21 protein-coding genes, 2 pseudogenes and 1 riboswitch are annotated in these 24,795 nt (G+C 71.5%); of the genes and pseudogenes, 5 read left to right on the top strand and 18 right to left on the bottom strand.

Annotated features, from left to right (window positions below; translation table 11 throughout):
• Both FNH09_RS00755 and FNH09_RS00750 read right to left on the bottom strand, forming a co-directional pair.
• Window positions 1-1,027 (bottom strand): glycoside hydrolase family 18 protein (locus FNH09_RS00755; RefSeq protein WP_338017419.1); only part of this gene is annotated, 1,027 nt, incomplete at its 3' end.
• Window positions 1,028-1,173: 146 nt separating this feature from the next.
• Window positions 1,174-2,019 (bottom strand): NAD(P)H-binding protein, encoded by an 846-nt coding sequence (locus tag FNH09_RS00750; RefSeq protein ID WP_152883943.1) that lies wholly within the window; start codon window positions 2,017-2,019, stop codon window positions 1,174-1,176.
• Window positions 2,020-2,165: 146 nt separating this feature from the next.
• Here FNH09_RS00750 and FNH09_RS00745 point away from each other — a divergent pair, with 146 nt between their 5' ends.
• Window positions 2,166-2,555 (top strand): winged helix-turn-helix transcriptional regulator, encoded by a 390-nt coding sequence (locus FNH09_RS00745; protein ID WP_162467924.1) that lies wholly within the window; start codon window positions 2,166-2,168, stop codon window positions 2,553-2,555.
• Window positions 2,552-2,827: pseudogene (locus tag FNH09_RS49995) on the top strand (maleylpyruvate isomerase N-terminal domain-containing protein); the annotation flags it as partial. The gene FNH09_RS00745 and the pseudogene FNH09_RS49995, both read left to right, overlap by 4 nt.
• Before the next feature lie 57 nt (window positions 2,828-2,884).
• Here the strand turns inward: FNH09_RS49995 and FNH09_RS00735 are convergent.
• Window positions 2,885-3,805 (bottom strand): LysR family transcriptional regulator, encoded by a 921-nt coding sequence (locus FNH09_RS00735; RefSeq protein ID WP_152883941.1) that lies wholly within the window; start codon window positions 3,803-3,805, stop codon window positions 2,885-2,887.
• A 214-nt stretch (window positions 3,806-4,019) separates the two neighbouring features.
• On the opposite strand from FNH09_RS00735, the gene FNH09_RS00730 reads away from it, so the two are divergent.
• Window positions 4,020-4,976 carry a DMT family transporter gene (locus FNH09_RS00730; RefSeq protein ID WP_338017417.1) on the top strand — a complete coding sequence of 319 codons (957 nt, stop codon included), beginning with the start codon at window positions 4,020-4,022 and terminating at the stop codon, window positions 4,974-4,976.
• A 64-nt stretch (window positions 4,977-5,040) separates the two neighbouring features.
• Here the strand turns inward: FNH09_RS00730 and FNH09_RS00725 are convergent, their stop codons facing one another.
• Complete coding sequence (locus FNH09_RS00725) at window positions 5,041-5,517, bottom strand: GNAT family N-acetyltransferase (protein WP_420802727.1); 477 nt, start codon at window positions 5,515-5,517, stop codon at window positions 5,041-5,043.
• Between the two features lie 245 nt (window positions 5,518-5,762).
• Between FNH09_RS00725 and FNH09_RS00720 the strand changes: the two genes are divergently transcribed.
• Window positions 5,763-6,359, top strand: a complete 597-nt coding sequence (locus tag FNH09_RS00720; protein ID WP_152883936.1) for an ALF repeat-containing protein — start codon at window positions 5,763-5,765, stop codon at window positions 6,357-6,359.
• Window positions 6,360-6,508: 149 nt separating this feature from the next.
• On the opposite strand, the gene FNH09_RS00715 is transcribed toward FNH09_RS00720, so the two are convergent.
• The 4 genes and pseudogenes from FNH09_RS00715 to FNH09_RS00695 form a co-directional block, all read right to left on the bottom strand.
• A complete protein-coding gene (locus tag FNH09_RS00715; RefSeq protein ID WP_162467923.1) occupies window positions 6,509-6,922 on the bottom strand; it encodes an aggregation-promoting factor C-terminal-like domain-containing protein in 414 nt (137 codons plus the stop codon).
• A gap of 388 nt (window positions 6,923-7,310) precedes the next feature.
• A complete protein-coding gene (locus FNH09_RS00710; protein WP_152883933.1) occupies window positions 7,311-7,835 on the bottom strand; it encodes a GNAT family N-acetyltransferase in 525 nt (174 codons plus the stop codon).
• Between the two features lie 49 nt (window positions 7,836-7,884).
• Window positions 7,885-9,653, bottom strand: a pseudogene (locus FNH09_RS00705) (ATP-binding cassette domain-containing protein).
• Between the two features lie 349 nt (window positions 9,654-10,002).
• Entirely contained in the window at window positions 10,003-11,283 is a 1,281-nt protein-coding gene (locus FNH09_RS00695; protein ID WP_338017416.1) for a M20 metallopeptidase family protein, read from the bottom strand.
• 149 nt (window positions 11,284-11,432) lie between these two features.
• Between FNH09_RS00695 and FNH09_RS00690 the strand changes: the two genes are divergently transcribed.
• Window positions 11,433-11,906: an ankyrin repeat domain-containing protein gene (locus FNH09_RS00690; protein ID WP_152883930.1), complete on the top strand. Its 474-nt coding sequence runs from the start codon at window positions 11,433-11,435 to the stop codon at window positions 11,904-11,906.
• On the opposite strand, the gene FNH09_RS00685 is transcribed toward FNH09_RS00690, so the two are convergent.
• The 10 genes from FNH09_RS00685 to ppdK form a co-directional block, all read right to left on the bottom strand.
• Window positions 11,903-13,729, bottom strand: coding sequence for a dipeptide ABC transporter ATP-binding protein (locus FNH09_RS00685; protein ID WP_152883927.1), 1,827 nt, complete (start codon window positions 13,727-13,729; stop codon window positions 11,903-11,905). The two genes, FNH09_RS00690 and FNH09_RS00685, sit on opposite strands and share 4 nt — an antisense overlap.
• Window positions 13,726-14,661, bottom strand: coding sequence for an ABC transporter permease (locus FNH09_RS00680; protein WP_152883924.1), 936 nt, complete (start codon window positions 14,659-14,661; stop codon window positions 13,726-13,728). The genes FNH09_RS00685 and FNH09_RS00680 overlap by 4 nt, the downstream gene beginning before the upstream one ends.
• On the bottom strand, window positions 14,658-15,617 hold the full coding sequence (locus FNH09_RS00675) for an ABC transporter permease subunit (RefSeq protein ID WP_162467922.1): 960 nt from the start codon (window positions 15,615-15,617) through the stop codon (window positions 14,658-14,660). Before FNH09_RS00675 ends, FNH09_RS00680 begins: the two co-directional genes overlap by 4 nt.
• A gap of 3 nt (window positions 15,618-15,620) precedes the next feature.
• Window positions 15,621-17,240 carry an ABC transporter substrate-binding protein gene (locus tag FNH09_RS00670; RefSeq protein ID WP_162467921.1) on the bottom strand — a complete coding sequence of 540 codons (1,620 nt, stop codon included), beginning with the start codon at window positions 17,238-17,240 and terminating at the stop codon, window positions 15,621-15,623.
• A 254-nt stretch (window positions 17,241-17,494) separates the two neighbouring features.
• A complete protein-coding gene (locus FNH09_RS49690) occupies window positions 17,495-17,611 on the bottom strand; it encodes an MYXO-CTERM sorting domain-containing protein (protein WP_152883922.1) in 117 nt (38 codons plus the stop codon).
• A gap of 34 nt (window positions 17,612-17,645) precedes the next feature.
• A riboswitch (SAM riboswitch) is annotated at window positions 17,646-17,759 on the bottom strand.
• A 101-nt stretch (window positions 17,760-17,860) separates the two neighbouring features.
• Window positions 17,861-18,685 (bottom strand): DUF1684 domain-containing protein, encoded by an 825-nt coding sequence (locus FNH09_RS00660; RefSeq protein ID WP_152883919.1) that lies wholly within the window; start codon window positions 18,683-18,685, stop codon window positions 17,861-17,863.
• A 35-nt stretch (window positions 18,686-18,720) separates the two neighbouring features.
• Complete coding sequence (locus FNH09_RS00655; RefSeq protein WP_152883917.1) at window positions 18,721-19,644, bottom strand: LLM class F420-dependent oxidoreductase; 924 nt, start codon at window positions 19,642-19,644, stop codon at window positions 18,721-18,723.
• Window positions 19,645-19,766: 122 nt separating this feature from the next.
• Window positions 19,767-20,153, bottom strand: a complete 387-nt coding sequence (locus FNH09_RS00650) for a hypothetical protein (protein ID WP_162467920.1) — start codon at window positions 20,151-20,153, stop codon at window positions 19,767-19,769.
• Between the two features lie 59 nt (window positions 20,154-20,212).
• Window positions 20,213-21,427 carry a globin domain-containing protein gene (locus tag FNH09_RS00645; RefSeq protein ID WP_152883915.1) on the bottom strand — a complete coding sequence of 405 codons (1,215 nt, stop codon included), beginning with the start codon at window positions 21,425-21,427 and terminating at the stop codon, window positions 20,213-20,215.
• Window positions 21,428-21,726: 299 nt separating this feature from the next.
• Entirely contained in the window at window positions 21,727-24,411 is a 2,685-nt protein-coding gene (ppdK, locus tag FNH09_RS00640; RefSeq protein WP_152883912.1) for a pyruvate, phosphate dikinase, read from the bottom strand.
• Between the last annotated feature and the right edge of the window lie 384 nt (window positions 24,412-24,795).

Raw genomic sequence — 24,795 nt, 5'->3', positions numbered from 1 at the left:
GTGTGCCGGTGGGCGGGGTGGCGCCGGCGAACTTCACCGAGTACTTCGCGAAGTCCCAGCTGTTCTGGGCCACGCTGGAGCAGGTGCCGGACGTGCGGCCGCCGTTGTCGGCGGGGGAGCACTGGCGGTCCCGGTTGAGGGACCAGAAGGTGAAGCGGTCCATGTTGTGGCTCGTGGCGAAGTCCAGGACCGTCTGGAAGTCGGCCTGGGAGAAGTACTCGCCCGTGTCGCTGCGGCCGTTCATCCCGGAGAAGCCCTCATGGGCGTACGCGGTCGCCTGGTCCCAGCCGAACGTCGACTGGAGGATCGTGTTGAAGTTGGCGAGCGCGCTGGTCTGGGACGCGGCGCCGTTGAAGCCGCCGTCGAACGGCATGATGGAGAAGTTGTTCGGGGTGAAGCCCTGTGACTTCGCCTCCAGCAGCATCTGCTTGCCGAACCAGCCCGTTCCGTCCGCCGTTCCGGCCGTGGTGACGGACACGTACAGGCCGGGGTTGTTCTGCTGGAGGATCTTGGCGGCGCCGATCTCGTTGTGCACGGCCGCCGTGTTCTCGTACTCCGGCTCCTCGAGGTCGAAGTCGATGGCGTGCAGGCCGTACTTGGTGATGACCTGCTGGTACGCGGCCGCGGTGGCGGTCGCGTCCGAGCAGGCCTGGCCGAGCTTGGTGCCGCCGTAGCCGCCGATCGAGACGGAGACGTCGCCGCCCTTGGCGCGGATGGTGTTGATGACCGACTGCACGGCGGTGTCCGAGGACACGGCCGACGTTCCGCTCCAAGTGGGCGCGCATCCGCCCCCGTTGGGGGCGAGGATGAAGGCGAGCTGGAACGCCTTCAGGCCGGTCGCGTCCATGATGGTGCCCGCGTCCGGCGGGTCGTTGTCCGTCGGCATCAGGTAGGGGGCGGCGGCGTACCACCGGTTGCTGAGCGCGGTGGTCGCGCCCGAGGCGCTGCCGGCGACGAGTGCGGTGGTTCCGGCCGCGGCCAGGCTCACGGCGGCTGCCGCGCCCAGACATGCGCGAAGACGTCTCACTGTGCCTCCAGAGGGGTGGGGGATTCCCAGCTTCCGGGCACTGTCGCGATCACGTCAATCACGTTGGACTAGACCAGACGAGTCTTTGGTCTGGACCAGGTGAAGTGTTTACCCAAGTGCCGTTTACTGTCGGTCACTTGTGCGCCTTACCGGAAAGCGGCGATGTGGCGCCGAGCCCAGTCGGCGAAGCTGCGGGGCGCGCGGCCGAGGACCTGCTGGACATCGGGGCTGATGCGCTGCTCCGCGGGGGTGGGTTCGCCGAGAATGGTCAGAGTCGTCTCGACCACGGGCTCGGGCATGAACCGGAGCATCTCCGCGCGGGCCTCGTCACGGGTCTGCTCGACGAACCGGACGGGTTCGCCGAGTGCGTCGCCGATCGCCTCCGCCCGCTCGCGGGGCGTGCTGAGCACGGGCCCGGTCAGCTCGTAGATCCGTCCGGTGTGGCCGTCCTCCCGCAGGGCCGAGGCGGCGACCTCGGCGATGTCGTCCGGGTCGATCGTCGGCAGGCCCACGTCCGCGAACGGCGCGGCGGCGGTCCTTCGGGTGCGCACCGACTCGGCCCAGGCGTACGCGTTGGAGCTGAAGCCGCCGGGCCGCAGGATCGTCCAGGCCATGCCGGACTGCCGGACGGCGTCCTCGATGGAGCGCGCGGTGTCCCCGTGCGAGGCCGACCCGGGCCGGGTGGCGACTCCCTGGGAGGACAGCAGGACGACTCGGCCGACGCCGCCGGCCTTGGCCACGTCGAGGATGTCCTGTGGGTTCAGCTGGTGTGCGCTGGGGCCCCCGTTCTGGAGGAACAGCGCGTCGGCGCCGTCGAATACGGGCCGAAGGCTCTCTGGGTCGACCAGGTCCGCCCGCCGGTACTCGACGTGCTGCGGTACGTCCGCCGCCGAGATCCCCCGGGATGTCGCGGTCACCCGGACACCGGTCGCCGCGAGGGACTGGACGAGCGATCGGCCGACGTTGCCGGTGGCCCCCGTCACTACGAACATGAACAACTCCCGTGTCGATTCAGCATGGTTGTCACGCCCGGCCGGGCGTGACCGTCGCGGAGAACTGCTCTCCGGACGACACGAGGACGCTAACAGCCTCGGTATAGTAGGTACCTAGAGGAAAGTGACTATCCCGAGGGGGACACGTGGCCGGTGGAACCGACGGGGCGGCCGTCGTGACCGACCCTCAACTCGCCTGTCCGACCAGTGCGGTCGTGGACATCGTGTTCAGCCGGTGGACCACGCCGATCCTGTGGACGCTCAACGCGCACGGTCGGCAGCGCTTCGTCGAGCTGGAACGACGGATCGGCGCGATCACGCCGAAGGTGCTGACCCAGCGGCTGAGGCAACTGGAGCGTGACGGCATGGTCGTACGGACGTACCACCCGGAAGTCCCTCCTCGGGTCGAGTACGAGATCAGCGAGCTGGGCCGCAGCCTTGCCCCGCTCTTCGCGCACCTCGCCGGATGGGCCGCCGCCAACCTGGACCGGGTCGAGCGGGCCCGGCACGACTACGACACCGATCCGGCCCGATAGCGCGTCAGCTGGGAATATCGCTGTTCCCTGCGCCCGGCCTCGACGCGCAGGTGCCGACCTGCCCCGACCGGACGCTGTTCGATCTGGTGCAGCAGTTGGGCGAGGGGCGTCGTTCCTGGGCCGCCACCGTCGCTGCGGGGCCCGTCCCGGCCGAGTCCGTGGCGCGGGACGCCCCGGCCGCGCCTCGGGAGCGCGAGGCCCTGCTGGCCTAAATGGCGGCATCGACGCAGCGGCTGCTGGACGCGCTGCGGGAGGCCGGCCCGGATCGTGGCGCAACTCGACGGCGAGCCGCACCAGTTCGAACTGGTCTGGGCCTGGGAGCCAGCAGGCTAGGACGCTGTGGAGACGTCGGCCGGCTCGACTGTGCCGGCCGCTTCGCGCAGTGCGGACAACAGGCCGCGCAGGGCCGGCTGCTCGAAGGCGATCTCCCGTACGGCCGCCGAGATCACCCGGACCGGCTCGGGATTGCGCACCGGGCGTACGACGACCCCGGGGTGCCGGTTGCGCAGCCCCAGCCGCGGCATCAGGCCGACCCCGAGTCCGGCCGCGACGAAGCCCTGGGCGGTGGCGTAGTCCTCGCTCTGGATGACGAAATCGGGGCTGAAGCCGGCCGCCGCACAGGAGTCGATCACCGGCTCCAGGCAGGGACCGGGCGGCTCGCTGCCGACCCACTGCTCGCCGGACAGTGCGCCCAGGTCGATGACCTCCTCGCCGGCGAGCGGATGACCGAGGGGCAGCACGGCGGCGTAGGGGTCGTCGAGGAGAGGGACGAGTCGGAAGCCGTCGCTGCCGCGGTCGGGTGCCTGGACGACCACGGCCAGGTCGGCCCGTCCCTGTGCCACTTCCCGCAACGGGTCGACGGGGTCGCTGAGTCGAAGGTCGACGCGGACGCCCGGGTGCTCGGCGCGCAGCCGGGCCAGGGCGGGGGCCACCAGTGTGGACCCGGCTGTGGCGAAGTAGCGGACCGTCAGGTGTCCGGTGCGCCCGGCACGGAGGTCGGCGAGGGCGGTCTCGGCCCGGGCGACCGCCGAACCGATCAGAGCCGCGTGCTCGGTGAGCAGCAGGCCGGCGGCCGTGGGCCGCACTCCGCGGCCGACGCGTTCGAGTAGCGCCGTACCGGCCTGCTTCTCCAGCGCCGCCACCTGCTGACTGACAGCTGACGGTGTGTAGCCGAGGTGGGCCGCGGCGGCGGTGACTGTGCCGCTGGTGACCACCGCGCGCAGGACCTGGAGTCGCCTCACGTCAAGCATGTAGCGGAGCTTAACAGAGCAGGTAGAACTTTTCGCTTGTCCTCAAAGGTCGGCTGGGGCACCTTCGAGGGACCGGGACCGAGGCGCCCGCTCCCCGGACCGAGGCGCCCGCTCTCCCCGGTCCGGGGAGCCCGCTCTCCCCGGACCGGGGCCGGAGGGGCCTGCCGGACCGTCCGCCGGGCCCGCCGATCGAAGCGAATGGAGGAATGCCCTCGTGAACAGCGGTACATGGCGCCTGTGGGGTGGCATCCGGGTGGCCGTCCTCGCCCTGCTGTGGGGTTCGACCTTCCTCTGGACCGAACTGGCACTGCGCGGGTTCTCCCCGCTCCAGGTCACGCTCATCCGCTGCACCCTCGGCGCGCTCGTACTCACCGTCGCCTGCTACGCGACGGGCCGGCGCCTGCCTCGCGGTGTCACCGTCTGGCGCCACATCGCCGTCGCGGCCTTCTTTTGCAACGCGCTCCCGTTCGCGCTGTTCGGTCTGGGGCAGCAGACCGTCGACTCGGGTCTCGCCGGGGTCCTGAATTCCACGACCCCCCTCTGGTCCGTCGCCCTCGGGCTGCTCCTCGGCTCGGAACGCGGCCTGCGGCCCCTCCGGCTGACGGGCCTGCTGCTCGGCTTCGCCGGCACGATCGTCATCTTCGCCCCCTGGCGGACGGCCGGGGCGGTCGGCTGGGGTGCCCTCGCCATCCTCGGCGCGGCCGCCAGCTACGCCGTCGCGTTCACGTACATGGGCCGCACCCTGGTCCGCAAGGGCACCCCCACCATCTCCCTGTCCGCCGCCCAGCTCGTCGCCGCCAGTGGGCTGACCGCCGTCATGATGCCGATCGGCGGCCTGGAATCCATCGATCCCGGCCCCGTCGTCCTGGCCGCGGCCGTCGTCCTCGGCGTTGTGTGCACCGCGATCACGTTCCACCTCACCTACCGGATCATCAACGACGAGGGCGCCACCAGTGCGGCCGTGGTCGGCTACCTGCTGCCGGTGGTCTCCGTCCTTCTCGGCGCGGCCGTCCTGGGCGAGCGCCTCGGCGGCCGGGTGCTGCTGGGCATGGCCGTGGTCCTCGCGGGTGTAGGCATGACCCGGGTGGACCGGACGCCGGCCGCACCCTCGGCACCGGTCGGCGCGGAGGCGGCGGCGGGCACACGCCCGGTCCCCGTCAGGCGTGGGTGACGGGAGGTGAGCTCCTCGCCGCCCGCGGTACCGACACGGTCCAAGTCGTCGATCGCCAAGGCCTTCAGCTGGGTTCGGGTTCCCGGAGGTCGACGTCGAACGGCAGGGCGCGCCGGAACACCATCATGGTTCGACCGGGCCCGTTGTAGTCGTCGACGGTCTGCACGTCGAAACCGAGGCGGCGATGGAACGCGATCGAGCCGGTGTTTCCGGGTGATGTGATCGCCTTGAGTCGCTGCGCGCCGTGCCGATGCGCGGCGTCGGCGAACTCCGTGTACAGACGGCGTCCGAGACCGGTGCCGCGGGCGTCGTCCCGAGTGGCGATCAGGTGTACGTACCCGGTGCCGGTCGGAGTGACGAAACCGAGGACGTACCCGTGGATACCGTCCCCGGCGCGGGCGACCAGACAGGTTTCACCGAATTCCTGAACCAGTGCCACAAGGTGCAGGGGCCGAAGGTCGCGCTCCCCCCAGTATCGGTGGTGATCGGCGAGAACCTGGTGGATGTCGGTCATCCCGGCTGACGTGATCTGTAGGCGCATGACAAGCAGCATGGCAGGCGTCCTGCCCGCTCTTCGAGGCCTGCTGGTGCATACGATGACATCGAGCTGACTGGCAGTCATGAACCTTGCTCCGTAAGGCTTTACGAAAGCTGCGGCCGCATCCGACCAGGTGTGGGGACGGCAACGATCAGTCCATGAAGACTGCCGATTCCCGGCATCGGTTGCCGTGGCACACATCGGAGATGATCTTCTCATCGACGACTCGACCACGGAGGTACACACCCATGAGACCGACCCGCGCTGCCCTGCTCGTCGCGGCCACCGCCCTGACGCCTGCTTTGCTGTTAACCACCCCGGCGTTCGCCACCGGTCCATCGACCGCGTCCACGGTTGCGACGGCGACGTCCCCGGCAGCGGTGGACGACATGTCGGACGACGACCTCCGCGTGGCGGTCGCCCGCATCCTGGCGGACCCGAACAGCGGCAAGGCTGTGGTGCGGGAGGCGAACAAGGCTCTCGACGACGGCAGTCCGGAGGCGTTGCGGGCGTTCTTGGAGACCGGTTATCGCCTGGCTCAGGCCGAGGACGACAGTGTCGCCGTGTTCCGCATTCTGTACCTGGCGACCCAGAACGGTGACAAGGCGGTGGTGCGGGAGGCCAACAAGGCTCTCGACGACGGCAGTCCGGAGGCGCTGCGGGCCTTCCGGGAGACCGGCTACCGTCTCGCCAAGGCCGAGGACGACCGGGTCGCCATCGCCCGCATCCTGGCGGACCCGACCATCAGCGCCGCCCTCCGCGCGGCTGCCGAGGACGCCATCGACGGTACGCCGGAGGAGCTGAGGTACTTCCTGGAGGTCGGTCGGTACGAGGTGAACGGTTAGATCCGCAGCCGTGGATGGTGCCGGAAGTGCCATCCACGTCGATGTGCCGGGAAATGCCCGAAGGCGGCGGCCCCGGGGATCGGGGGCCGCCGCCTTCGCGGATGGCGCGCTCAGGTCGGCGCGCCGGGGGTGACTGGCTGATCGGTGGATCAGTACCAGTGGTGGGTCTGCCAGAAGTCCCAGGCCTGGACGGGGCTGCCGTAGCGGGAGTTCATGTAGTCCAGGCCCCACTTGATCTGGGTGGCGGGGTTGGTCTTCCAGTCGGAGCCGGCGGTGGCCATCTTCGAGCCGGGCAGGGCCTGGACGAGGCCGTAGGCGCCGGAGGAGGAGTTGGTGGCGGTGTGGTTCCAGCCGCTCTCGTGGGTGACGATCTGGTTGAAGGCGTTGTACTGGGCCGTGTCCGGGATCATCCGGTGGGCGATCGCCTGGGCGGAGGAGGCGGACGTCGTGGCGGCCTGCGCGGGGGCCGCGGCGAGGGCCATGCCCGCGGTGGCGGCGGCGATGGCGGTCACGGTGAGGGCCTTCTTCGGGCTGGCGATGCGGCGGATGGCGGCGAAGGACACGGAGACTCGCTTTCATCGGGGACAAGGAGGTCGCTCGCTCGCCGGGGGACCGTGTGGTGCTCGTCGGTCCTGGCATGCGGAGGCACCGTGACCCCTGGGGGGCCGTGGTGCCTGGCGACGTCCTCAAGACAACCAGCCCCGACCGATGTCCGCAATGACCCCTTTTACTAGTTGTGGCCGCATTCGAGGCGCCGGCGCCCTGTGTGAGCTGGCTCTCAATCCGCAGGTCAAGGCATATGTGCGCGTCTAAACATGTGGCTTTTCGTCCACTATCGCGGGTAGTGGGTGACGTGCGTCATGTGGGGTGCTTCACCGGTTCCGCGACACTGCGCGCACGCGGGTTCACAGTGCGGGTGGAGTGGATGTGACCTGGCATACGTGAGCGGTGTCAGGTGAGGTCGGTGGCGAGGAGGTCCATCAGTAGACCGTCGTGCCAGCGACCGTCCGCGCCTCGTTCGTAGGCCCGCATGATGCCGATCGGACGGAACCCCACCTTGCGGTAGCAGGCGATGGCTGCCGCGTTGTCGGCTGCCGGGTCGATGACGAGGCGGTGGTGGGCGTGGTCCTCGATCAGGTGCCGGACCAGGGTGCGGACGGCGTCCGTCCCCAGGCCCCTGCCGTGCGCCGACGGGTCGAGGTAGACGTCGATGCCCGCGTGCCGGTATTCCGGGTCCTGTTCGGCGTACCACTGGATCTGTCCGACGACCCGCCCCTCGTACTCCACCACGAACACCTGGGTGTCCGGATCGGCGAGGTCGTCGGCCACCTCGGCCGCCAGGTCGGGGCCGCCCCGCCACCACCGGTGCACCTCCGGCGTGGCGCGGATCGCGGCCAGGCACGGGATGTCCCGGTGGTCGGCGGGCCTCAGGACCACACCCCGCCGTCCGTGCAGGGTCGGCAACGCGGTGCTCATGGCCCTGACACTACGGGCTCGGGGCGGGTTTGCCACGAGGCGGAGGCGGTCAGCGGTCCTGGGAGAGTTCCAGGAGTTCGGCGAAGGTCCCGCCGGCGTGGACGAGGTCGTCGTACCGGCCCTGCTCGGTGATCCGGCCGTGCTCCATCACGACGATGTGGTCGGCGATCCTGGTGTTCTCCAGTCGGTGGGTGACCACGATGGTGATGCGGCCGGCGGCGATGGCCTTGATCTGCTCGAAGATCTGGTGCTCGCCGCGCGGGTCCATCTGGGAGGTCGGCTCGTCCAGGATCAGCAGCCCGGGGCGGCGGTACAGGGCCCTTGAGCACGCCACGCGCTGCCATTGGCCGCCGGACAGCTCGGAGCCGCCGAAGATGTCCCGGGACAGCAGGGTGTCCAGGCCCGCGGGCAGGTCGTCGACGGCTTCGCGCAGGCCGACCGCGTCGATGGCCTCCCAGACGGGTGCGTCGTCGTGGGTGCGGGGCTGGCCGAGGGTGACGTTCTCGCGGACCGGCATCGGCCACTGGGCGAAGATCTGCGGCACCAGGCCGGTGTGCGCCCAGACGGTGGTGGGGTCCACCTCGGCGAGGTCGGTGCCGTTCCAGGTGACTCGGCCCTTGTCCGGCAGGTAGATGCCGGTGAGCAGACGGGTGAGGGTGGACTTGCCCGAGCCGTTCGCTCCGACGATCGCGAGGATCTGACCGCGTTCCAGGGTGAGGGAGACGCCGTCGACGGCGGGCTTGTCCTTCCCCGGGTACTGGTAGACGACTTCCTCGAGCCGGATCTGCTCGGTCCTGGCGCCGTGCCTGACGGCCCCGCGTTCGGGGGCGCGAGCCGCGGCGTCGTCGAGGAAGGCCTGCATGTCGCTCAGGTAGAGACTGGTGTGGAAGACCGCGGCACCGTTGACGACGACCTGGGAGAGCGCGGCGAGCGTGGTCTGCACGGCGATGACGGCCGTGGCCGCGACGGCCAGTTCGATCCGGCCCGAGACCGCCAGCCATGCGAGGGCTCCCCAGGTGGCGACGAGGAAGACCCCGCCGGTCGACGCGGAGAGGACCGCGATCCGCAGGGTCCGCGGCGCGGCGGCCAGGGTGCGCCGGTCGCATCGGTCCGACAGGGCCCGGTACCAGTAGACGAGGTAGTCGCTCATCGAGTTGGCGCGCACCTCGTCGCCGTACTTCGAGGTGGTCGCCCACCAGCGCATCATGCCGCGTACGTTGCGGTCGGCGACGTTGGCGTAGTGGATCTCGTAGTCGACCCGGGCGGTCAGGACAGCCCCACCCTGGCCGGCAGCACGGCGAGCAGGAGCAGCGGCAGCATCAGCGGGTTCAACACCGACAGCACACCGCCGGCCGTGACCATCCGGATCAGCGCGGACAGGAACCGCTGGGCGTCGGTGACCATCACCTGGGTGCGGATCACCCCCATCTCGGCCGCCTCGTGCCGGTCCGAGAACCCCTCCTCCGCGTACGCGGACGCCTCCACCCGGCACACCGCCTCGACCAGGGAGCTGTCCGTCTCCGTCGTCAGCCTGGGGGTGATCCGCCGCTCTGCGTACATGGCCACGGCCGCCGCACCGCGGCCCAGCGCGGCGGCGAGCGCGACCACCAGCAGTGCCGGGACGGCTCCGCGCAGCCGGTCGCCGGCGGAGCCGTCGCCGAGGACGGGCCTCATGGCGCGGGCGGTGGCGGTCAGCAGCACGGCGGCCGAGACGCCCGTGACCACCTGGCAGCCGAGCAGGAACTGGACGGCCCGCCGGTCGGTTCGCCACGCCAGCCGGGCGATCCGGCCCAGAACGGAGGGGATCTGTGCGCACATCCGCGGGAAGGAGACCTCGGCGAGCGGATTGACGGAGTACTGCCCGCTGTAGGTGATCTCCGCCGGCGGTGGCGGAGGAGGCGCGGTGGTTTGCTGTCGGTTCGGGTCGGCCGAGGTCACGTCGATCCCCCTTGACGGTGGTCCAGCATGGTCGTGGGGCTCAACGACCGGCCCGGGATATCGAACACATGTGTTTCGGCCGGACCTGGAACCCCGGGACTGCGCGCCTGTCGGCACGTGCCGGATGCATGGACCCGGTCCCCGCAACAGGTCTGCTGGACAGGGCGGTTGGCCGAAACGCCGATGACGGCCGTCGCGGTGCCGACGACGGCCGTCGCGATGGCAGGCGCTATGCCGCGTGGGTGCGCTCCGCGATCCAGCCGGCCATCGCCCGTACGCCGATGCCGATGGCGCGCTCGTCCGGGAGGAAGTCGGGGAAGTGCGGGTAGCTCGTCGTGACGGGTGCACCGGGGGTCCGGACACCGAGGAACGTGTAGGTGCCGGGGACGCGGTTCAAGTAGAGGGCGAAGTCCTCGCCGCTGAAGGGCGGGAAAGCGGCGTGGAGTTCGGTGACCGTGTGCGGGCCGAGGGCGCGGCGCAGCCGGCGGGTCAGCAGGTGGGCGTCGTGCTCCGGGCAGACCAGGGCCGGGAACGGCTCGGTCGGAAAGCGCACCTCGGCCCCTGTGTAGGGCATGGCCGCTCGGCGGACGGTGTCGCGTACCTCTACGTACCGTTCCTGCGGCCAGCAGCGATAGGACACACTCACCTTGGCCTCCTGGGCGGTGGCCCGGAGGGCCACGAACCGTGCGAGCGGCCCGTCGGGCGTCTGGGCGTCGGCGATGATGCGCTCCAGGTCCGCCGGGGTCTGCGGCAGGGCCACCGTGGCGAGCGCGCCGAGCTCGGCGGCCAGGCGCCGGGCGGCATCGACCGCGTCCGGTCCGGTGAGCGCCACCTCGCCCTTGTCCTGGCCCGGCATTCCGTAGCCCGCAGTCGACGCGAACCGGCCGACGGGGAACGGTCCGCAGTGCAGGGCATGGATCTCCTCGATGCCCAGCCGCTCCAGTACGCCCGCGTCGATCAGCGCGCGGGCGCCGGAGAGACTCTCCTCCGCGGGCTGGAAGAGGAAGACCGCGGTTCCGCTCAAGCGCGGGCGCAGCCGGGCCAGGACCCGGGCGACGCCGATGCCGATCGCGGTGTGGACGTCGTGGCCGCAGACATGGGCCGGCGCGGGGCCCGTTCCGACGATGTCCGTGGGCGGAACCGCGTCCATGTCCGCCCGATAGGCGACGGTACGGCCGGGACGCGAGCCCCGCAGGACACCGACGACACCGTGGCCGCCGACCTCGGTCGCAACGGTCAGTCCCGCCGCCCGTAGCTCGCGGGCCACCACGGCGGCCGTGCGGCGTTCCTGCCCCGGGGCCTCGGGGTGCCGGTGGATGTCCCGGCGCAGCTCGATCAGCGCCTGCCGGATCCGTGCCGTCTCGGCGTCCACCGCCGCCTGCCGCACCGGTCCCCTCCACCCTGCGGCGGCGGCCCGCCCCGCACCCGCCCAGACGGTTCCCGCAGCGGCGGCCGCCGCGCCTGCCAGTAACGTGCGGCGCGCGAGGGCGCGTTCCACAGGACGACTCACTTTCTTCTCCTTCGGCTCAAGGGATCTGCCGAGACATACGCTCGCCGCACACGCCTGTCGCTGCCCATCCGGTGAGCCACCGCTTCGGGGTGGGGACAACTGGACCACGGGGTGTCGCCGTGGCGTGGTGATCGCTAACCTCGACGACCATGAATCAACGGCGTCGGAAGAAGCTCTCCCACCGGCTCTTCGGGGCGATCCTGGCTGCCGACCCCGTGCAGGTGCGGGCGCTGCTGCGGCGTGGAGCGCACCCGGAGCGGGGGGACCGCGACGGCACCACCCCGCTCTATCTGGCGTCGGTGCAGGGAGAGGCCGAGATCACCCGCCTGCTCCTGGAGGCCGGTGCCGACCCGGACACCGAGAGCAGGGGGGACGGCTCGGACGGCACACCGTTGTGCGCGGCCGCGTGTTGGGGACACGCCGAGACCGTGCGCGCACTGTTGGCCCATGGAGCGCACCCCGGCCTGCGTGAGGATCACGGCAGGGGCTGGTCCCCCTTGGAGTGGGCGGACCGCGGAGCCCATGTCGAGACCGCCGCCCTCCTCGTCGCAGCCGGAGCGACCCCCTCGAACCCCTCAGACCCCACGGACCTCACGAACGAACCGTCCGAACCCGACGACTAGGTCCCCCACCGGGTGCGAGGGTTCAGCCGTGCTGGTGACGGCACGCACCTGGTGCGCGTCGCCGGAACTGTCGCGACCGTTTCGGCCGCGGGGGACGGAACCCGACCGCCGGGGATCGCCGCGAGCAACTCCCGGGTGTACGCGTGTCGTGGGCGGGCGAAGAGGTCGTCCACGGGGCCCGTCTCCACGACACGGCCGGCCCGCATGACGGCGACCTGGTGGGCGATCTGGCGTACGACGGCCAGGTCGTGGGAGATGAAGAGGTACGCCACCCCGGTACGGTCCTGCAACTCGACCAGCAGTTCCAGTACTTGGGCCTGCACCGACACGTCGAGCGCGGAGACGGGCTCGTCGCACACCACGAGGTCGGGGGAGAGGGCGAGCGCGCGGGCGATCGCCACCCGCTGACGCTGCCCGCCGGACAGCTCCGCGGGCCTGCGATCGAGCACGGCCGCCGAAAGCGCCACCCGGTCGAGGAGCTCGCGGGCCCGCGCGAGCCGGGAGGCGCGATCGCCGACCTTGAAGGCGCGCAGCGGCTCGGTGATCACCTCGCCGATGGAGAAACGCGGATCGAGGGACGCGTACGGGTTCTGGTAGACGAGCTGGGCGCGGCGACGCAGCTCTCTGGCACGGCTGCCTGCGACGGTGGTGACGTCGGAGCCGTCGAACAGGACCTGCCCGGCGGTCGCGTCGGCGAGCCGGAGCGCCAGCCGCGCGGTGGTGGACTTGCCCGAGCCCGACTCGCCCACCAGGGCGAGGGTCTGTCCGCGTTGGAGCGTGAAGCTGACGTCGTCGACCGCGCGCAGGGTCCGGGGCCCCTCCCCGGCGCGGGGCAGCCGGAACTCCTTGACCAGGTTGCGCGCCTCCAGCAGTGGCGCCGTGTGGGTCCTGGGCACGGGCGGGGACGGACGGCGGCGCGCACCGGCCAGGCTCGGGGCGCTCGCCAGCAGCCGCCGGGTGTACGCGTCCCTGGGGTCGGCGAGGACGTCACGGGTGGGGCCCGCCTCCACCACCCGGCCCTGCGCCATGACCACCAGCCGCTGCGCCCGGTCGGCGGCGACCCCGAGGTCGTGCGTCACCAGCAGGACCGCCGTGCCCGACTCCTCGGCGAGGCGCTGGAGATGGTCGAGGATGACCCGCTGCACGGTGACGTCGAGCGCGCTGGTCGGCTCGTCGGCGACGATCAGCTCGGGTCGTGCCGCGATCGCCACGGCGATCAGGACACGTTGCCGCATCCCGCCGGAGAGTTCGTGCGGGTACTGCCGGGCCCGGACGGCCGCGTCGGGCAGTCCGGCCCGCTCCAGGACCGCGATCGCCTCGGCGGCGGCCGAACGGCGGCTCGTCAGTCCGTGGATGCGCAGCACCTCGGCGACCTGCTCGCCGATCCGCTTGACCGGATTGAGCGACACGGTCGGGTCCTGCGGGACGAGGCCGATCCGTGCCCCGCGCACGGCGCGCAGTTCCGCCTCCGACAGCGTGGTCAGCTCGTGCCTGCCGAAGCGGACCGTGCCCGCGTCGATGCTGCCGCTGTCCGGCAGGAGCCGGGTGATCGCGTGTGCGGTCGTGCTCTTGCCGGAGCCCGACTCGCCGACGACCGCCGTCACCTCTCCCGGCCATACGTCGAGATCCACGCCCCGGACGGCCGCCACGGTGCCGCCGCGGGTGCGGTACGAGACGGACAGGCCGCGGATCTCCAGCAGCGGCGCGGTCACGTCCCCACCACTTTCGGCGTGCTCACCGATTCCACCCTTCGCACCGGTCTCACCGCTTTCACCGTGCTCACGGTTTTCACCGTGCTCACCCCTTTCTCGTTCGTCGGTCATCGCTGCCGGGACCATTCGCCGTCCAGCGCCCTCGCGACGCGATTGGTGGCCAGCACGGTCGCGGCGATCGCCAGACCGGGCAGCGCGGTCAACCACCAGGCATTGGCCAGGTAGTTGCGCCCCTCGGAGATCAACGTGCCCCACTCCGGCGCGGGCGGGGGCGCGCCGTAGCCGAGGAAGCTCAGCGCCGACACCGCCAGGATGGAGGCGCCGAGGTCGAGGGTGGCCAGGACGATCACCGGACCCGCGGCGTTGGGCAGCACATGCCGGCCCAGCACCGAGTACCAGCGGGACCCACAGGAGCGCGCCGCCTCGACGAACACCGCCTGGCGCACCCGGAGCACCTCGGCGCGCGCGACCCGGGCGAAGGAGGCCACGCTGGCGATGCCGACCGCGACGGCCACCTTCACCGTCCCGTACCCCAGCGCGGTCACCAGGGCCAGCGACAGGAACAGCGCGGGGATGGACAGCAGGACGTCGACGAAGCGCATCAGCACGTCGTCCACCCAGCGGCCGACGAACCCGGCGACCACGCCGAGCAGACCGCCCACCACGAAGGCCACCAGCACCGCGATCAGCGTGGCCTTCAGGGACAGCTGGGCGCCGTGCACCACCCGGGCGAACACATCGCGTCCCAGCTCGTCCGTGCCGAACCAGTGCGCACCGCTCGGGCCGCGGAAGTTCTGCGTCGGCACCCCCTTCAGCGGGTCCCGCGAGGTGAACAGCCCCGGCCGGAACGAGGCCGCCGCCACCAGCACGAGCACGACCACCGACAGCAGCAGCCCGGGACGCAGCACCAGGAACCGCAGCGTCCGCCGTACGTCGACGCGACGCCCCGGCGCGGGATCCGGCGCGGGATCCGGCGACGCACCGACCGGCCGGGCGAGGCCCGGCGCGGCCTCGGCGGGGTCCTCGACGAAACTCCGGCTCATGCGACGCCCGCCCTTCTGCCCGAGGCCACCACGATCCGCGGGTCGAGCAGCGGATAGATCAGGTCGACGACCAGATTCGTCGTCACGAAGACCAGTGCGCCGAACGCCACCACCCCCTGCACCACCGGGATGTCCTGGGCCGTGACCGCCGCCGCGGTCACCCGGCCCAGGCCGTCACGGGAGAACACCGTCTCGACGACGACCGAACCGGCGATCAGCTGCCCCACCAGCAGGCCGACCACCGTCAGCGCGGGCAGGGAAGCGTTGCGCAGCGCGTGCCGCAGATGGACCCGCCACCGGCCCGCGCCCTTGGCCCGCGCAGTCTCCACATACGCCTGGTCGAGCGCGGTGAGCAGACTCTTGGCCAGCACCTGTGCGAGCTGGGCTCCGGTCGGGACCGCCAGGGTCAGCGCCGGCAGCACCAACCCTCTCGGCCCGTCGTTGCCGAACGCGGGGAACCAGCGCAGCCGGAAGGAGAACGCCTCGACGAGCAGCAGCCCCACCCAGAACGTCGGGACGGACACCCCCAGCGGCGGCAGCGACAGCAGCAGCTGCCGCAGCCGACGCCGCCTGGTGTACGTGGCCGCCACCGCCAGTCCGCCGCCCAGGACCACCGCGAACAGCAGCGCCGTGGCCGTCAGTTGGAGCGTCTGGGGCAGTGCGTCGGCCAGGGTCGAGCTGACCGGGCGGCCGGTGGTGACCGCGTTGCCGAAGTCCCCGCGCACCGCCCGGCCGAGATACTCGGCGTACTGCGCGAGCACCGGCTTGTCGAAGCCGTACTCGTGCCGCAGCGCGGCGATCTGCCGGGGATCGACCTGACCCGAGTCCATTCCGGCACCGGCCATCGCCGTGACCGGGTCGCCCGGCAGGTAGTCCAGCACCAGGAACGACACCGTGTACGCCGCCCACAGCACCCCGACCGCCTGTGCGAGCCGTTTCAGCACGTAGCCGCGCACGGGTCAGCCGATCCAGGTGTCGTGCAGCTGGATCCGGCTGGAGGCGTCGAAGGCGAGGCCGTGCACCTTGGTGGACACGCCCAGCTGGGTCTGGAGCTCCACCACCGGCACGTTGTAGGCGTCGCGCACGATCGACTGCTGTGCCTGGGCCACCAGTCGGCTGCGCTCGGCCGGGTCGCTGGTGGCGGCCTGCGCGGACAGCGTCGTGTCCAGGCCGCCCGCCGGTACGCGGTAGAAGTTGGCCAGCTTCGTGGAGAAGGAGCTGCGCAGGATGTCGGGGTCGGCTCGGGTGATGTTTCCCCAGATCGCGTCGTAGTCGCCGGACTGCTGGATGGGCGACAGCTGAGGCAGTTGAAGCTGCTTGAGGGTCACCTGGACGCCGACGGACCTCAGTTGCTGCTGTATGAGCTCCAAGGCGGGCTGGTTCGTGGCAGCGTTGGGAACCCAGTCGATGGTCAGGCTCAGCTTCTGCCCGTCCTTGACGCGGATGCCGTCGCCGCCCACCCGCCAACCGGCCCCTTCCAGCAGTGACTTCGCCTTGGCCGCGTCGAAGGCGAGATCCGGGGCGAGGTCGGTGTAGTCGGGCGTGGTGTGCGCGAGGACACTGGTGGCCGCGCGGGTGCCGGTGGGGAAGACGGTGTCGGCGATCTGCTTCCGGTCGACGGCGGACAGGATCGCCCGGCGGACCCTGGCGTCCTTCAGGATCGGCCGCGCGTTGTTGAAGCCGAGTCCGAAGACGATGCCGGGGTTGGCCCGCCGCTGGAGGGCGACCTGGCCGCCCTTGAGTGCCGCCTCGTCGGCCCGGCCCACGCTGCCGATCGCGTCCACCTGGCCGGACCGGAGACTTCCGGCGCGTACGCCCGCCTCCGGTACGACCTTGAACACCACCTGGTCCAGATACGCCTCGCCCTGCTTGCTCCACCGCGAGGAACCCCAGGCGTAGCCAGAGCGCCTGGTCAGCGTGATCGACTGGTTCTGCACGTACTGCTTCAGCACGAACGGTCCGGACCCGATCACTCCGTCACTGCACTTCTGCTGCGGGGACTTCTTCACGCTCGCCGAGGACTCGATCCCCAGCGAGTGCGTCGAAGTCGCTTGCAGGAACTGAGCGTTGGGCTGCTGGAAGGTGACCTTGACGGTGAGCGGGTCGATCACCGTGGTGCTTTCGACACCGCTCAGATAGCCCTCGGCCAGGGTTCCCAGGAGACCGAGCTTCGGCACCGCGTCGAAGTTGTCCTTGACCACCTGGGCGGTCAGCGGGGACCCGTCGCTGAAGGTGACACCCGGGCGCAGATGGAAGGTGAAGGCGGTCGTGTCGGCGCTGATGTCCCAGCTCTTCGCCAGCCACGGCACGATCTTGCCGGTGCTGGGGTCCTGGTCCGTCAGGGAGTCCACGATCTGGCGCACCGAGTAGATCGTGTCGTTGCTGCCGACCTGCTGGGGATCCACGCAGCCCGCGTCCGAACCGACCGCGAAGGTCAGGCTGCCGCCGGAGTGCGGCCTGCCGTCTCCGGTGCCGGAGCCGTCGGTGCCCGACCCGCAGGCGGTCAGCAGCACGCCGGTGGTGAGAAGGGCGGTGAGCTTTGCCCATCGGGGAGTTCTGAAATCCGGTAATGCTCTCACGAGAGGTTCTCCTTCATGCGTCGCCAGGCACGGAGTACCGCACGAGGCACGGTCAGGAAGATCAGGAAGATCAGGAAGATGAGGAGGAAACGGGGGCCGGGCCCGGGCACATGCCACGACGGCCGGTCACAGAAGTCGACCAGCGGCGGACGTCGGCCACCTGTGGGGCATTACGGACGTCGACCGCCGATGTCTGCCACGGACGTCGACCGTCGGCGGCAAAGGTCGCCGAAGTCCGGCCGCGGGAAGGGCCGTCAGGCCTGACAGAGGCAGCTGGTCGAGCGCTTCAGATCGATGTGGCGACGGCGCGCCAGCCGGGAGAACACCATGGCGACCAGGGAGGAGGCGCCGGGGCCACCATCGTGTCGCATCACGGTCCTCCACCTGGTCGGCCCTGAACACAGGGCCACGCGCTTGCGGGGATCGTCGCTGATCCCGCCGGGCTTTCACCTGGAGCACCCCGCCGCGCGGGAGGGTTGCCGGTCAGCGAGCCAGGGCTTGACGCTGACACTCAATGCCGTTCTTGATCGTACGGAGCGGTTCCGACGTACGTCAATGCCGCCCCGGACGCGCCCGCGGCGGGTCGGGGGCGGCCGCGGTCACGTCCGGGAAGCCGTGGTTCAGGAACCGCCGCGCTCGCGCGGGAGCTTCTGGCCCGCCTCGATCGCCACCGCCAGCCGGTTCTCCGCAGGCGGCAGCGGGCAGGTGGCCAGGTCCGTGTAGGCGCACGGCAGGTTCGTCGCCCGGTTGAAGTCCAGGACGACCGTGCCGTCGGCGGCGGGCGCTTCGACGGACAGGGTCCGGCTGGCGGTGTACGTGGTGACCCCGGCGGTCGCGTCGGTGAACAGCACGCTCAACCGGCCCTGACCGGCCCCGGGGAACGCCGTCAGCGACAGCCGGTGCCCGTCCAGCTCGAACTCGATCCTGCCGGGCGCGTCGTACACGTGCTCCAGACCCTCGACCACGGCGCCCACGGTGGTGGGCCGCGGCTCCTCGAACGGGATGTAACGGCCCGTCACGGCCCACTGCGGGTCCGGGGCGTAGGCCGGTGTGCCGGTGAAGGCCGTGCGCAGCGGCGCGTCCGGGTGCCGTGGACGCACGATGTCCTGACCGCCCCGCTTGGCGACCTCGATGACGGCGTCCTTCCAGATCGCGTCGACGCCACCGCGTTCGGGCAGCACGCCGAAACGGTGCTCACCGGACACCGGCTTGCCGTCGACGACCAGTTCCTCACCGTCGTCGAGCGTGACGACGACCCCGTCGGGGCCGGTGTGCCAGGTACCGGGCGCGTCGCCGAAACGCTGCGGCCGGTCGTCGAGCCAGTGAAGGCCGGTGATCGCCAGGAACCCGTGCGGGGCAGAGAGCCGGGCCTCTTGTTCGCGGTACCACTCCAACCACTGCTCGGTGAAGGCGTGGAGGTCTGCCGTGGTCGCCTCGGTGGTCATGAAATCTCCTTGGGGGTTCTGTAGGGCTGGCGGGTTCAGGCGGCCAGTTCGCCGAGGAGTGCCCAGGTGCGGCGCCGGTCCGCCGCGCCCGCGATCTCGGTGCCCGAGAACACGACCTCGGTGGCTCCGGCGTCGCGGTAGCGCCGTACCTCGGCCTCGACCGCCTTCTCGTCGCCGATCACGGCCAGGTCGCCGGCGCGCCGGGCGCCGGAGAGCTCGATGACCCGGGCGTAGGACGGGATCTGTTCGTAGAACGCGAGGTTCTCGGCGAGTTTGGCGCGCACCGCGTCGACGTCGTCCGTGACCACGCCGGGCACCAGCGCCACGATCCGGGGCGCGGGCCGTCCGGCGGCCTCGGCCGCGGCGGTCAGGGCGGGCACGATGTGTTCCGAGAGGGCGCGCGGTCCCGCGAGGTAGGGCAGGATCCCGTCCGCCAGCTCACCGCTGACCCGCAGCGCCTGCGGGCCCATCGCGGCGACCAGCAACGGGACACCGGACTCCGCGCCCGGTACGCGCCCGGGGATCGGCGTGGTGGCGGTGAGCAGCTCACCGTGGAAGTCGGCCGTGCCGGTCTCGGTCAACTGGCGCAGTGCGGTGAGGAATTCGCGCAGGCGGGCGATGGGCCGACGGAAGGGCAGGCCGAAGCCGGTCTCCGTCAGCAGTTTCGTGCCCAGTGCCAGCCCGAGGTGGTACCGGCCGTGGGTGGCGGCCTGGGCGGTCTGGGCCTGACCGGAGACCAGCAGGGGGTGCCGGCCGAAGACGGGGATCGCGGAGGTGCCCACGTGCAGTTCCGGTACCGCGCGCCCGACGATCGCGGCGAGCTGGGGTGAGTCCGCGCCGAAACCCTGGCCGAACCACACGGACCGCAGCCGCGCGGCCGCGGCCTCCTCGGCCAGTTGCACACTGGCGTCGACCTGGTTCTGCGCGTCGGATGCGTTGAGTGTTACGCCCACAGTCATGTCAGTTGGAACGGGTGGTCGATGAGCCGGCATTCCTGTCGGGTGTGACGGCTCCATGTCAGTCGTGTGGCACGGACGCGGTGGCCCGGTCGGTGGTGGTCACCGACCGGGGCCTGCGTTCCTTACCGGCTCACGCCGTCCTGGAGCGCTCCGCCGCGCCACGGCGGGGCCGTCGTGCCGTGGCCGTCGTCCCAGGTGTGGGCGGCCTTGTCGGTCTGGCGGCGCAGCCGGTCCTGGAGCCGGTCGACGAGCTCCGTACCGGTCGCCTCCTCGGCCATCGCGACGATCTGACGGCCGCCGACGCGCACGTCGGCCGTGGCCGACCAAGGGTGGCCGGCGTGGTGGACCGCCGCCCGTGCGATACGCACCTCGCCGGTGACGGCGGGCAGTCCCGGTCGGGTGAGGACGGCGTCGACCTTCGTACGGGCGTACGCCAGGGTGGCCTCGTCCACGGCGCCGTCGGAACGCAACCGGACCAGCGGGGACCGTCGCGTGCTGTCGGTGGTCACGGGATCCTTCTTTCGGAGACGGAACGACAGAGCGGGGTCGGACCGCGGCGACGGGGAGGTCAGGCCGCGGTACCGGGCAGCCACAGGTCGGGGCCGAAGACCTCGTAGCGGATGCGACGCGGGGAGACACCGGCGGCCAGGAGCTGTCCGCGCACGCTGCGCATGAACGGGAGCGAGCCGCACAGGAACACCGTGGCCCCGTCGGGGACCTCGGTGTCGCCCAGGTCCATGAGACCGGTCCGCGCGTCGGGCTCCTCGGGCCCCGGGCGCTCGTACCAGAACACGGACCGGGCGTGCGGCAGCCGCTCGACGAGCGCGTGTGTCTCGGCGCGCAGGGCGTGGTCGGCGGGGGAGCCGTCGGCGTGCAGGACCAGGACCGGCCGGGTCGAGCCGAGGGCGGCGAGGTGGGCCAGGATGCCGGTCATCGGGGTGCAGCCGATGCCCGCCGAGACCAGGACGACCGGGGTGACGGCGTCGGCCGGGTCGTCGAGGAAGACGTCGCCGAACGGCGCGGACAGCAGCAGCTCGTCGCCCTCACCGACGGTTTCGTGCAGGAGGGTGGAGACCTCGCCGTCGGGCTCCGCGCCGTCGCCCGTGGCCCGCTTCACGGTGATCCGGCGCAGCTCGCCGCCCGGATCCGAGGACAGGGTGTACTGGCGCAACTGGTGCACGCCGTCGGGCATCCGCACCCGGACGCTGACGTACTGGCCGGCGTGGGCCCGCGGTGCCGGTTCGCCGTCCGCCGGGCGCAGCAGGAAGGACACGGCGTCGGGGGTCTCCGTACGGCGTTCGACGACCGTCCACGGCCGCCAGCTCCCGCCGGGCCGGACACCCGCGTCCTGGTAGAGGAGGGCCTCCCGGCTGATCAGGGCGCCGGCCATCAGCCAGTAGACCTCGTCCCAGGCCGCCGCGACCTCGGCTGTGACCGCGGCCCCGAGGACGTCCGCTATCGCGCCGAACAGATACTTGTGGACGATCGTGTACTGGTCGTCGGTGACGCCGACCGCGGCGTGCTTGTGCGCGATCCGCGACAGCAGCGCGTCGGGCCGGGTGCCGGGGTTCTCCAGGAGCGCCGTGGCGAACCCGGCGATCGAACCGGCCAGCGCGCGGCGCTGGGCTCCGCTGGCCTGGTTGCCGCGGTTGAACATCCCGTCGAGCAGTTCCGGCCGTTCGCGGAACATGGTGGCGTAGAAGCGGGTGGTGATCTCGTCGAGCGCCCCGGCCACGGCCGGCAGGGTGGCCCGTACGAGGGCTTCGGACTCCGCGGACAGCATGGAACCTCCAGGGAAGTGCGGTGCGCCGGATGACGGGCGCGACGAGGGTGGTGACGCTCGGGCGGGAGCGGCGCCGCGGGGTTGCGGGCCGGTTCCTGTTCCACCGACAGCGTCTCTCCCCGGTGGTGTCCGTGATCAGGTCCCGATGGTCCTCGGCGGGGGCCGAACGGCCCCGAAGCGCGGGGGCGGGTCAGCCCGTCGACGGTTTCACGGGCCGTCACCGCACTGGCGATCCGGGGCGCGCGATCGCGGTCGTGCGGCTCGGCCCTGCCGGTCCGGGCCGTACGGTGCCGCCTTCCTCACCTGCTGTCGCTCGTCCTCGTCCCGGGGAGCGCGGCGCGTCCGGCCTCCAGGCGCGCGACGGGGACGCGGAACGGCGAGCACGACACGTAGTCCAGTCCCACCGCGTGGAAGAAGTGCACGGACTCGGGGTCCCCGCCGTGCTCGCCGCAGACGCCGATCTTCAGGTCGGGACGTGTGGCGCGGCCCTCGTCCACCGCGATGCGGACCAGCCGTCCGACCCCGTCGCGGTCGAGGCTCTCGAACGGCGAGGTGGCGAAGATGCCCTTGTCGAGGTAGGCGGAGAAGAACTCCGCCTCGACGTCGTCGCGGGAGAAGCCCCAGGTGGTCTGGGTGAGGTCGTTGGTGCCGAAGGAGAAGAACTCCGCCGCCTCGGCGATGCGGCCGGCCGTGAGCGCGGCACGCGGGAGCTCGATCATGGTGCCGACCGGGAGCCGTACCGGGACGCCGGACTCCGCGGAGACCTCGGCCAGCACGCGTTCCACCTCCGCCCGCTCGATGCGCAGTTCCTCGACGGCGCCCACCAGCGGCACCATGATCTCCGCCCTGGGCCGGCCGCCGGCCCGCGTCCGCTCGACGACCGCCTCGGCGATCGCGCGGACCTGCATGGCTACCAGCCCCGGGACGATCAGTCCCAGACGCACGCCACGCAGGCCGAGCATGGGGTTCTCCTCGTGCATACGGTTCACCGCGCCGAGCAGTTCGGCGTCGTGCGGCTCCGGCCGCTCGCCCCGCGCCTCGGCGGCGGCGATCCGCACGGCGAGCCCGGTGCGGTCGGGCAGGAACTCGTGCAGGGGCGGGTCGATGAGCCGGATGGTGACCGGCAGACCGTCCATCGCCTCCAGAATGCCCCTGAAGTCCTGCCGCTGGAGCGGCAGCAGCTCGCCGAGCACCCGCGCGCGTTCGCTCTCGTCACGCGCCAGGATCATCGCCTCGACGAGCTTGCGGCGCTCGCCGAGGAACATGTGCTCGGTGCGGCACAGGCCGACACCCTGAGCGCCGAAGCGCCGGGCGCGGGCCGCGTCCTCGGGAGTGTCCGCGTTCGCCCGCACCTCCAGGCGCCGTACCCCGTCCGCCCGCTCCATGGCGTCGGCGACGGTCCCGACCAGGGCGTCGGACCGCTCGCCCGTCTCGAAGTAGCGCATCACCGCGGAGTCGACCAGCGGAGCGGCGCCCAGGTACACGGCACCTTCCGACCCGTCGACGGAGACGACCGTGCCCTCCTCGACGACGGTGTCCCCCACGGTGAACCGGCGCGCCGCGGTGTCCACGGCGAGTGCCTCGGCCCCGCACACGCACACCCTGCCCATGCCCCGGGCGACGACGGCCGCGTGGCTGGTCTTCCCGCCGCGGCTGGTCAGCACGGCCTGCGCGGCGATCATGCCGGGCAGATCGTCCGGGGTGGTCTCCTGGCGCACCAGGACGACCTGCTCGCCCTGTGCGGCACGGCGGACCGCCTCGGCCGAGTCGAACACCGCGGCTCCCACGGCCGCGCCGGGGGAGGCCGGCAGACCGTGTGCGAGGGCCTCGCCGACGGCCGAGGTGTCGAACCGGGGGAACATCAGCCGGGCGAGGTCCTCCCCGCTGACCCGGGTCAGACTCTCGTCCGGGGTGATCAGACCTTCGTCGGCCAGCTCCGCGGCGATGGCGAACGCGGCCTCGGAGGTGCGCTTGCCGACCCGGGTCTGAAGCATCCACAGCCGACCGCGCTCGATCGTGAACTCGATGTCGCACAGATCCCGGTAGTGCGTCTCCAGCACGCCCATGTGGGAGCGGAGCTGTTCGTACGACACCGGGTCCAGCTCCGCGAGAGCAGTCAGCGGGACGGTGTTGCGGATGCCCGCGACGACGTCCTCGCCCTGCGCGTTCGCCAGGTAGTCGCCGTACAGGCCGGACCGCCCCGTGGACGGGTCCCGGGTGAAGGCGACACCACTGCCGGAATCGGCACCGAGATTGCCGAACACCATGGTCTGCACGTTGACCGCGGTGCCCAGGTCGTCGGAGATGTGCTCTCGGCGGCGGTAGATCCGGGCCCGCTCGCCGTTCCAGGACTCGAACACGGCGAGCACCGCCCGGCGCAGCTGCTCCGCCGGGGACTGCGGGAAGTGCTCACCGGTCTCCTGGTGGACGAGACTTCGGTACGACTCGACGAGCCCGGCCAGATCCTCCGCCGTCAGGTCCAGGTCGCCCGCGGCGCCCCGCGCCCGCTTCAGGTCGTCCAGGACGCCTTCGAAGAGAGAGCCGTCGACGCCCATGACCGTGCTGCCGAACATCTGCACGAGGCGGCGATAGGAGTCCCAGGCGAAGCGCTCGTTGCCGGACACCTTGGCCAGGCCGCGTACGGACTCGTCGTTGAGCCCGATGTCGAGGATCGTCTCCATCATGCCGGGCATGGAGAAGCGTGCCCCGGAGCGTACGGACAGCAGCAGGGGATCGTCCGGCTGCCCCAGTCGGCGTCCCGCCGCCTCCTCCAGGGCCGTCAGATGGTCGGAGACCTCCTGGATCAGACCGGCCGGCTCGGCGCCGGTGGCGAGGAAGGCCCGGCAGGCGTCCGTGGTCACGGTGAAGCCCGGTGGGACGGGCAGCCCCAGCCGGGTCATCTCGGCGAGGTTGGCTCCCTTGCCGCCGAGCAGCTCGGCCAGGTCGCGGCCACCTTCTGCGAAGTCGTACACATAACGGACCATGGCGCCGATCTCCTCCGTCGGGTTGCGGGCTGGAGCATGTCCCCACCCTCCGACCGGCGGGGACGCCGGGGCAGGTGCTGTCGGGTCCTTGCACGGGGCCGGTCGGCCCATGTTCACGAGAGTGCCCAAGAGATCCGTCGTGCGAGGCGCGGCACACCGGCCGGTGCGGGCCAGGTCGGTCGAACGGAGTCCCGTAACACCGAAGCGGAGCCCCTGGGAGGCTCGCGCTGTCGCGCTGTCGCGCTGTCGCGCTGTCGCGCTGTCGCGCTGTCGCGCTGTCGCGCTGTCGCGCTGTCGCGCTGTCGCGCTGTCGCGCTGTCGCAGCCTGCCGCTCCGTCGTCCGACCGTGGTGGTGGCCCGCGAGCCGGTTCCGGCCGCAGCGGC

Origin of the sequence: Streptomyces adustus, from assembly GCF_009377175.1 — a bacterium.
GTDB classification, from domain to species: domain Bacteria; phylum Actinomycetota; class Actinomycetes; order Streptomycetales; family Streptomycetaceae; genus Streptomyces; species Streptomyces adustus.
The sequence above is the reverse complement of the archived record's forward strand: the minus strand, read 5'-3'. Positions and strand labels throughout refer to the sequence as shown.

Bases quoted from the DNA above. Each gene is read 5' to 3' on its own strand.
- FNH09_RS00750 (WP_152883943.1), bottom strand. From the start codon at position 2,019: ATGTTCGTAGTGACGGGGGCCACCGGCAACGTCGGCCGATCGCTCGTC.
- FNH09_RS00735 (WP_152883941.1), bottom strand. From the start codon at position 3,805: ATGCTTGACGTGAGGCGACTCCAGGTCCTGCGCGCGGTGGTCACCAGC.
- FNH09_RS00725 (WP_420802727.1), bottom strand. From the start codon at position 5,517: ATGCGCCTACAGATCACGTCAGCCGGGATGACCGACATCCACCAGGTT.
- FNH09_RS00720 (WP_152883936.1), top strand. From the start codon at position 5,763: ATGAGACCGACCCGCGCTGCCCTGCTCGTCGCGGCCACCGCCCTGACG.
- FNH09_RS00710 (WP_152883933.1), bottom strand. From the start codon at position 7,835: ATGAGCACCGCGTTGCCGACCCTGCACGGACGGCGGGGTGTGGTCCTG.
- FNH09_RS00690 (WP_152883930.1), top strand. From the start codon at position 11,433: ATGAATCAACGGCGTCGGAAGAAGCTCTCCCACCGGCTCTTCGGGGCG.
- FNH09_RS00685 (WP_152883927.1), bottom strand. From the start codon at position 13,729: ATGACCGACGAACGAGAAAGGGGTGAGCACGGTGAAAACCGTGAGCAC.
- FNH09_RS00680 (WP_152883924.1), bottom strand. From the start codon at position 14,661: ATGAGCCGGAGTTTCGTCGAGGACCCCGCCGAGGCCGCGCCGGGCCTC.
- FNH09_RS49690 (WP_152883922.1), bottom strand. From the start codon at position 17,611: ATGCGACACGATGGTGGCCCCGGCGCCTCCTCCCTGGTCGCCATGGTG.
- FNH09_RS00660 (WP_152883919.1), bottom strand. From the start codon at position 18,685: ATGACCACCGAGGCGACCACGGCAGACCTCCACGCCTTCACCGAGCAG.
- FNH09_RS00655 (WP_152883917.1), bottom strand. From the start codon at position 19,644: ATGACTGTGGGCGTAACACTCAACGCATCCGACGCGCAGAACCAGGTC.
- FNH09_RS00645 (WP_152883915.1), bottom strand. From the start codon at position 21,427: ATGCTGTCCGCGGAGTCCGAAGCCCTCGTACGGGCCACCCTGCCGGCC.
- ppdK (WP_152883912.1), bottom strand. From the start codon at position 24,411: ATGGTCCGTTATGTGTACGACTTCGCAGAAGGTGGCCGCGACCTGGCC.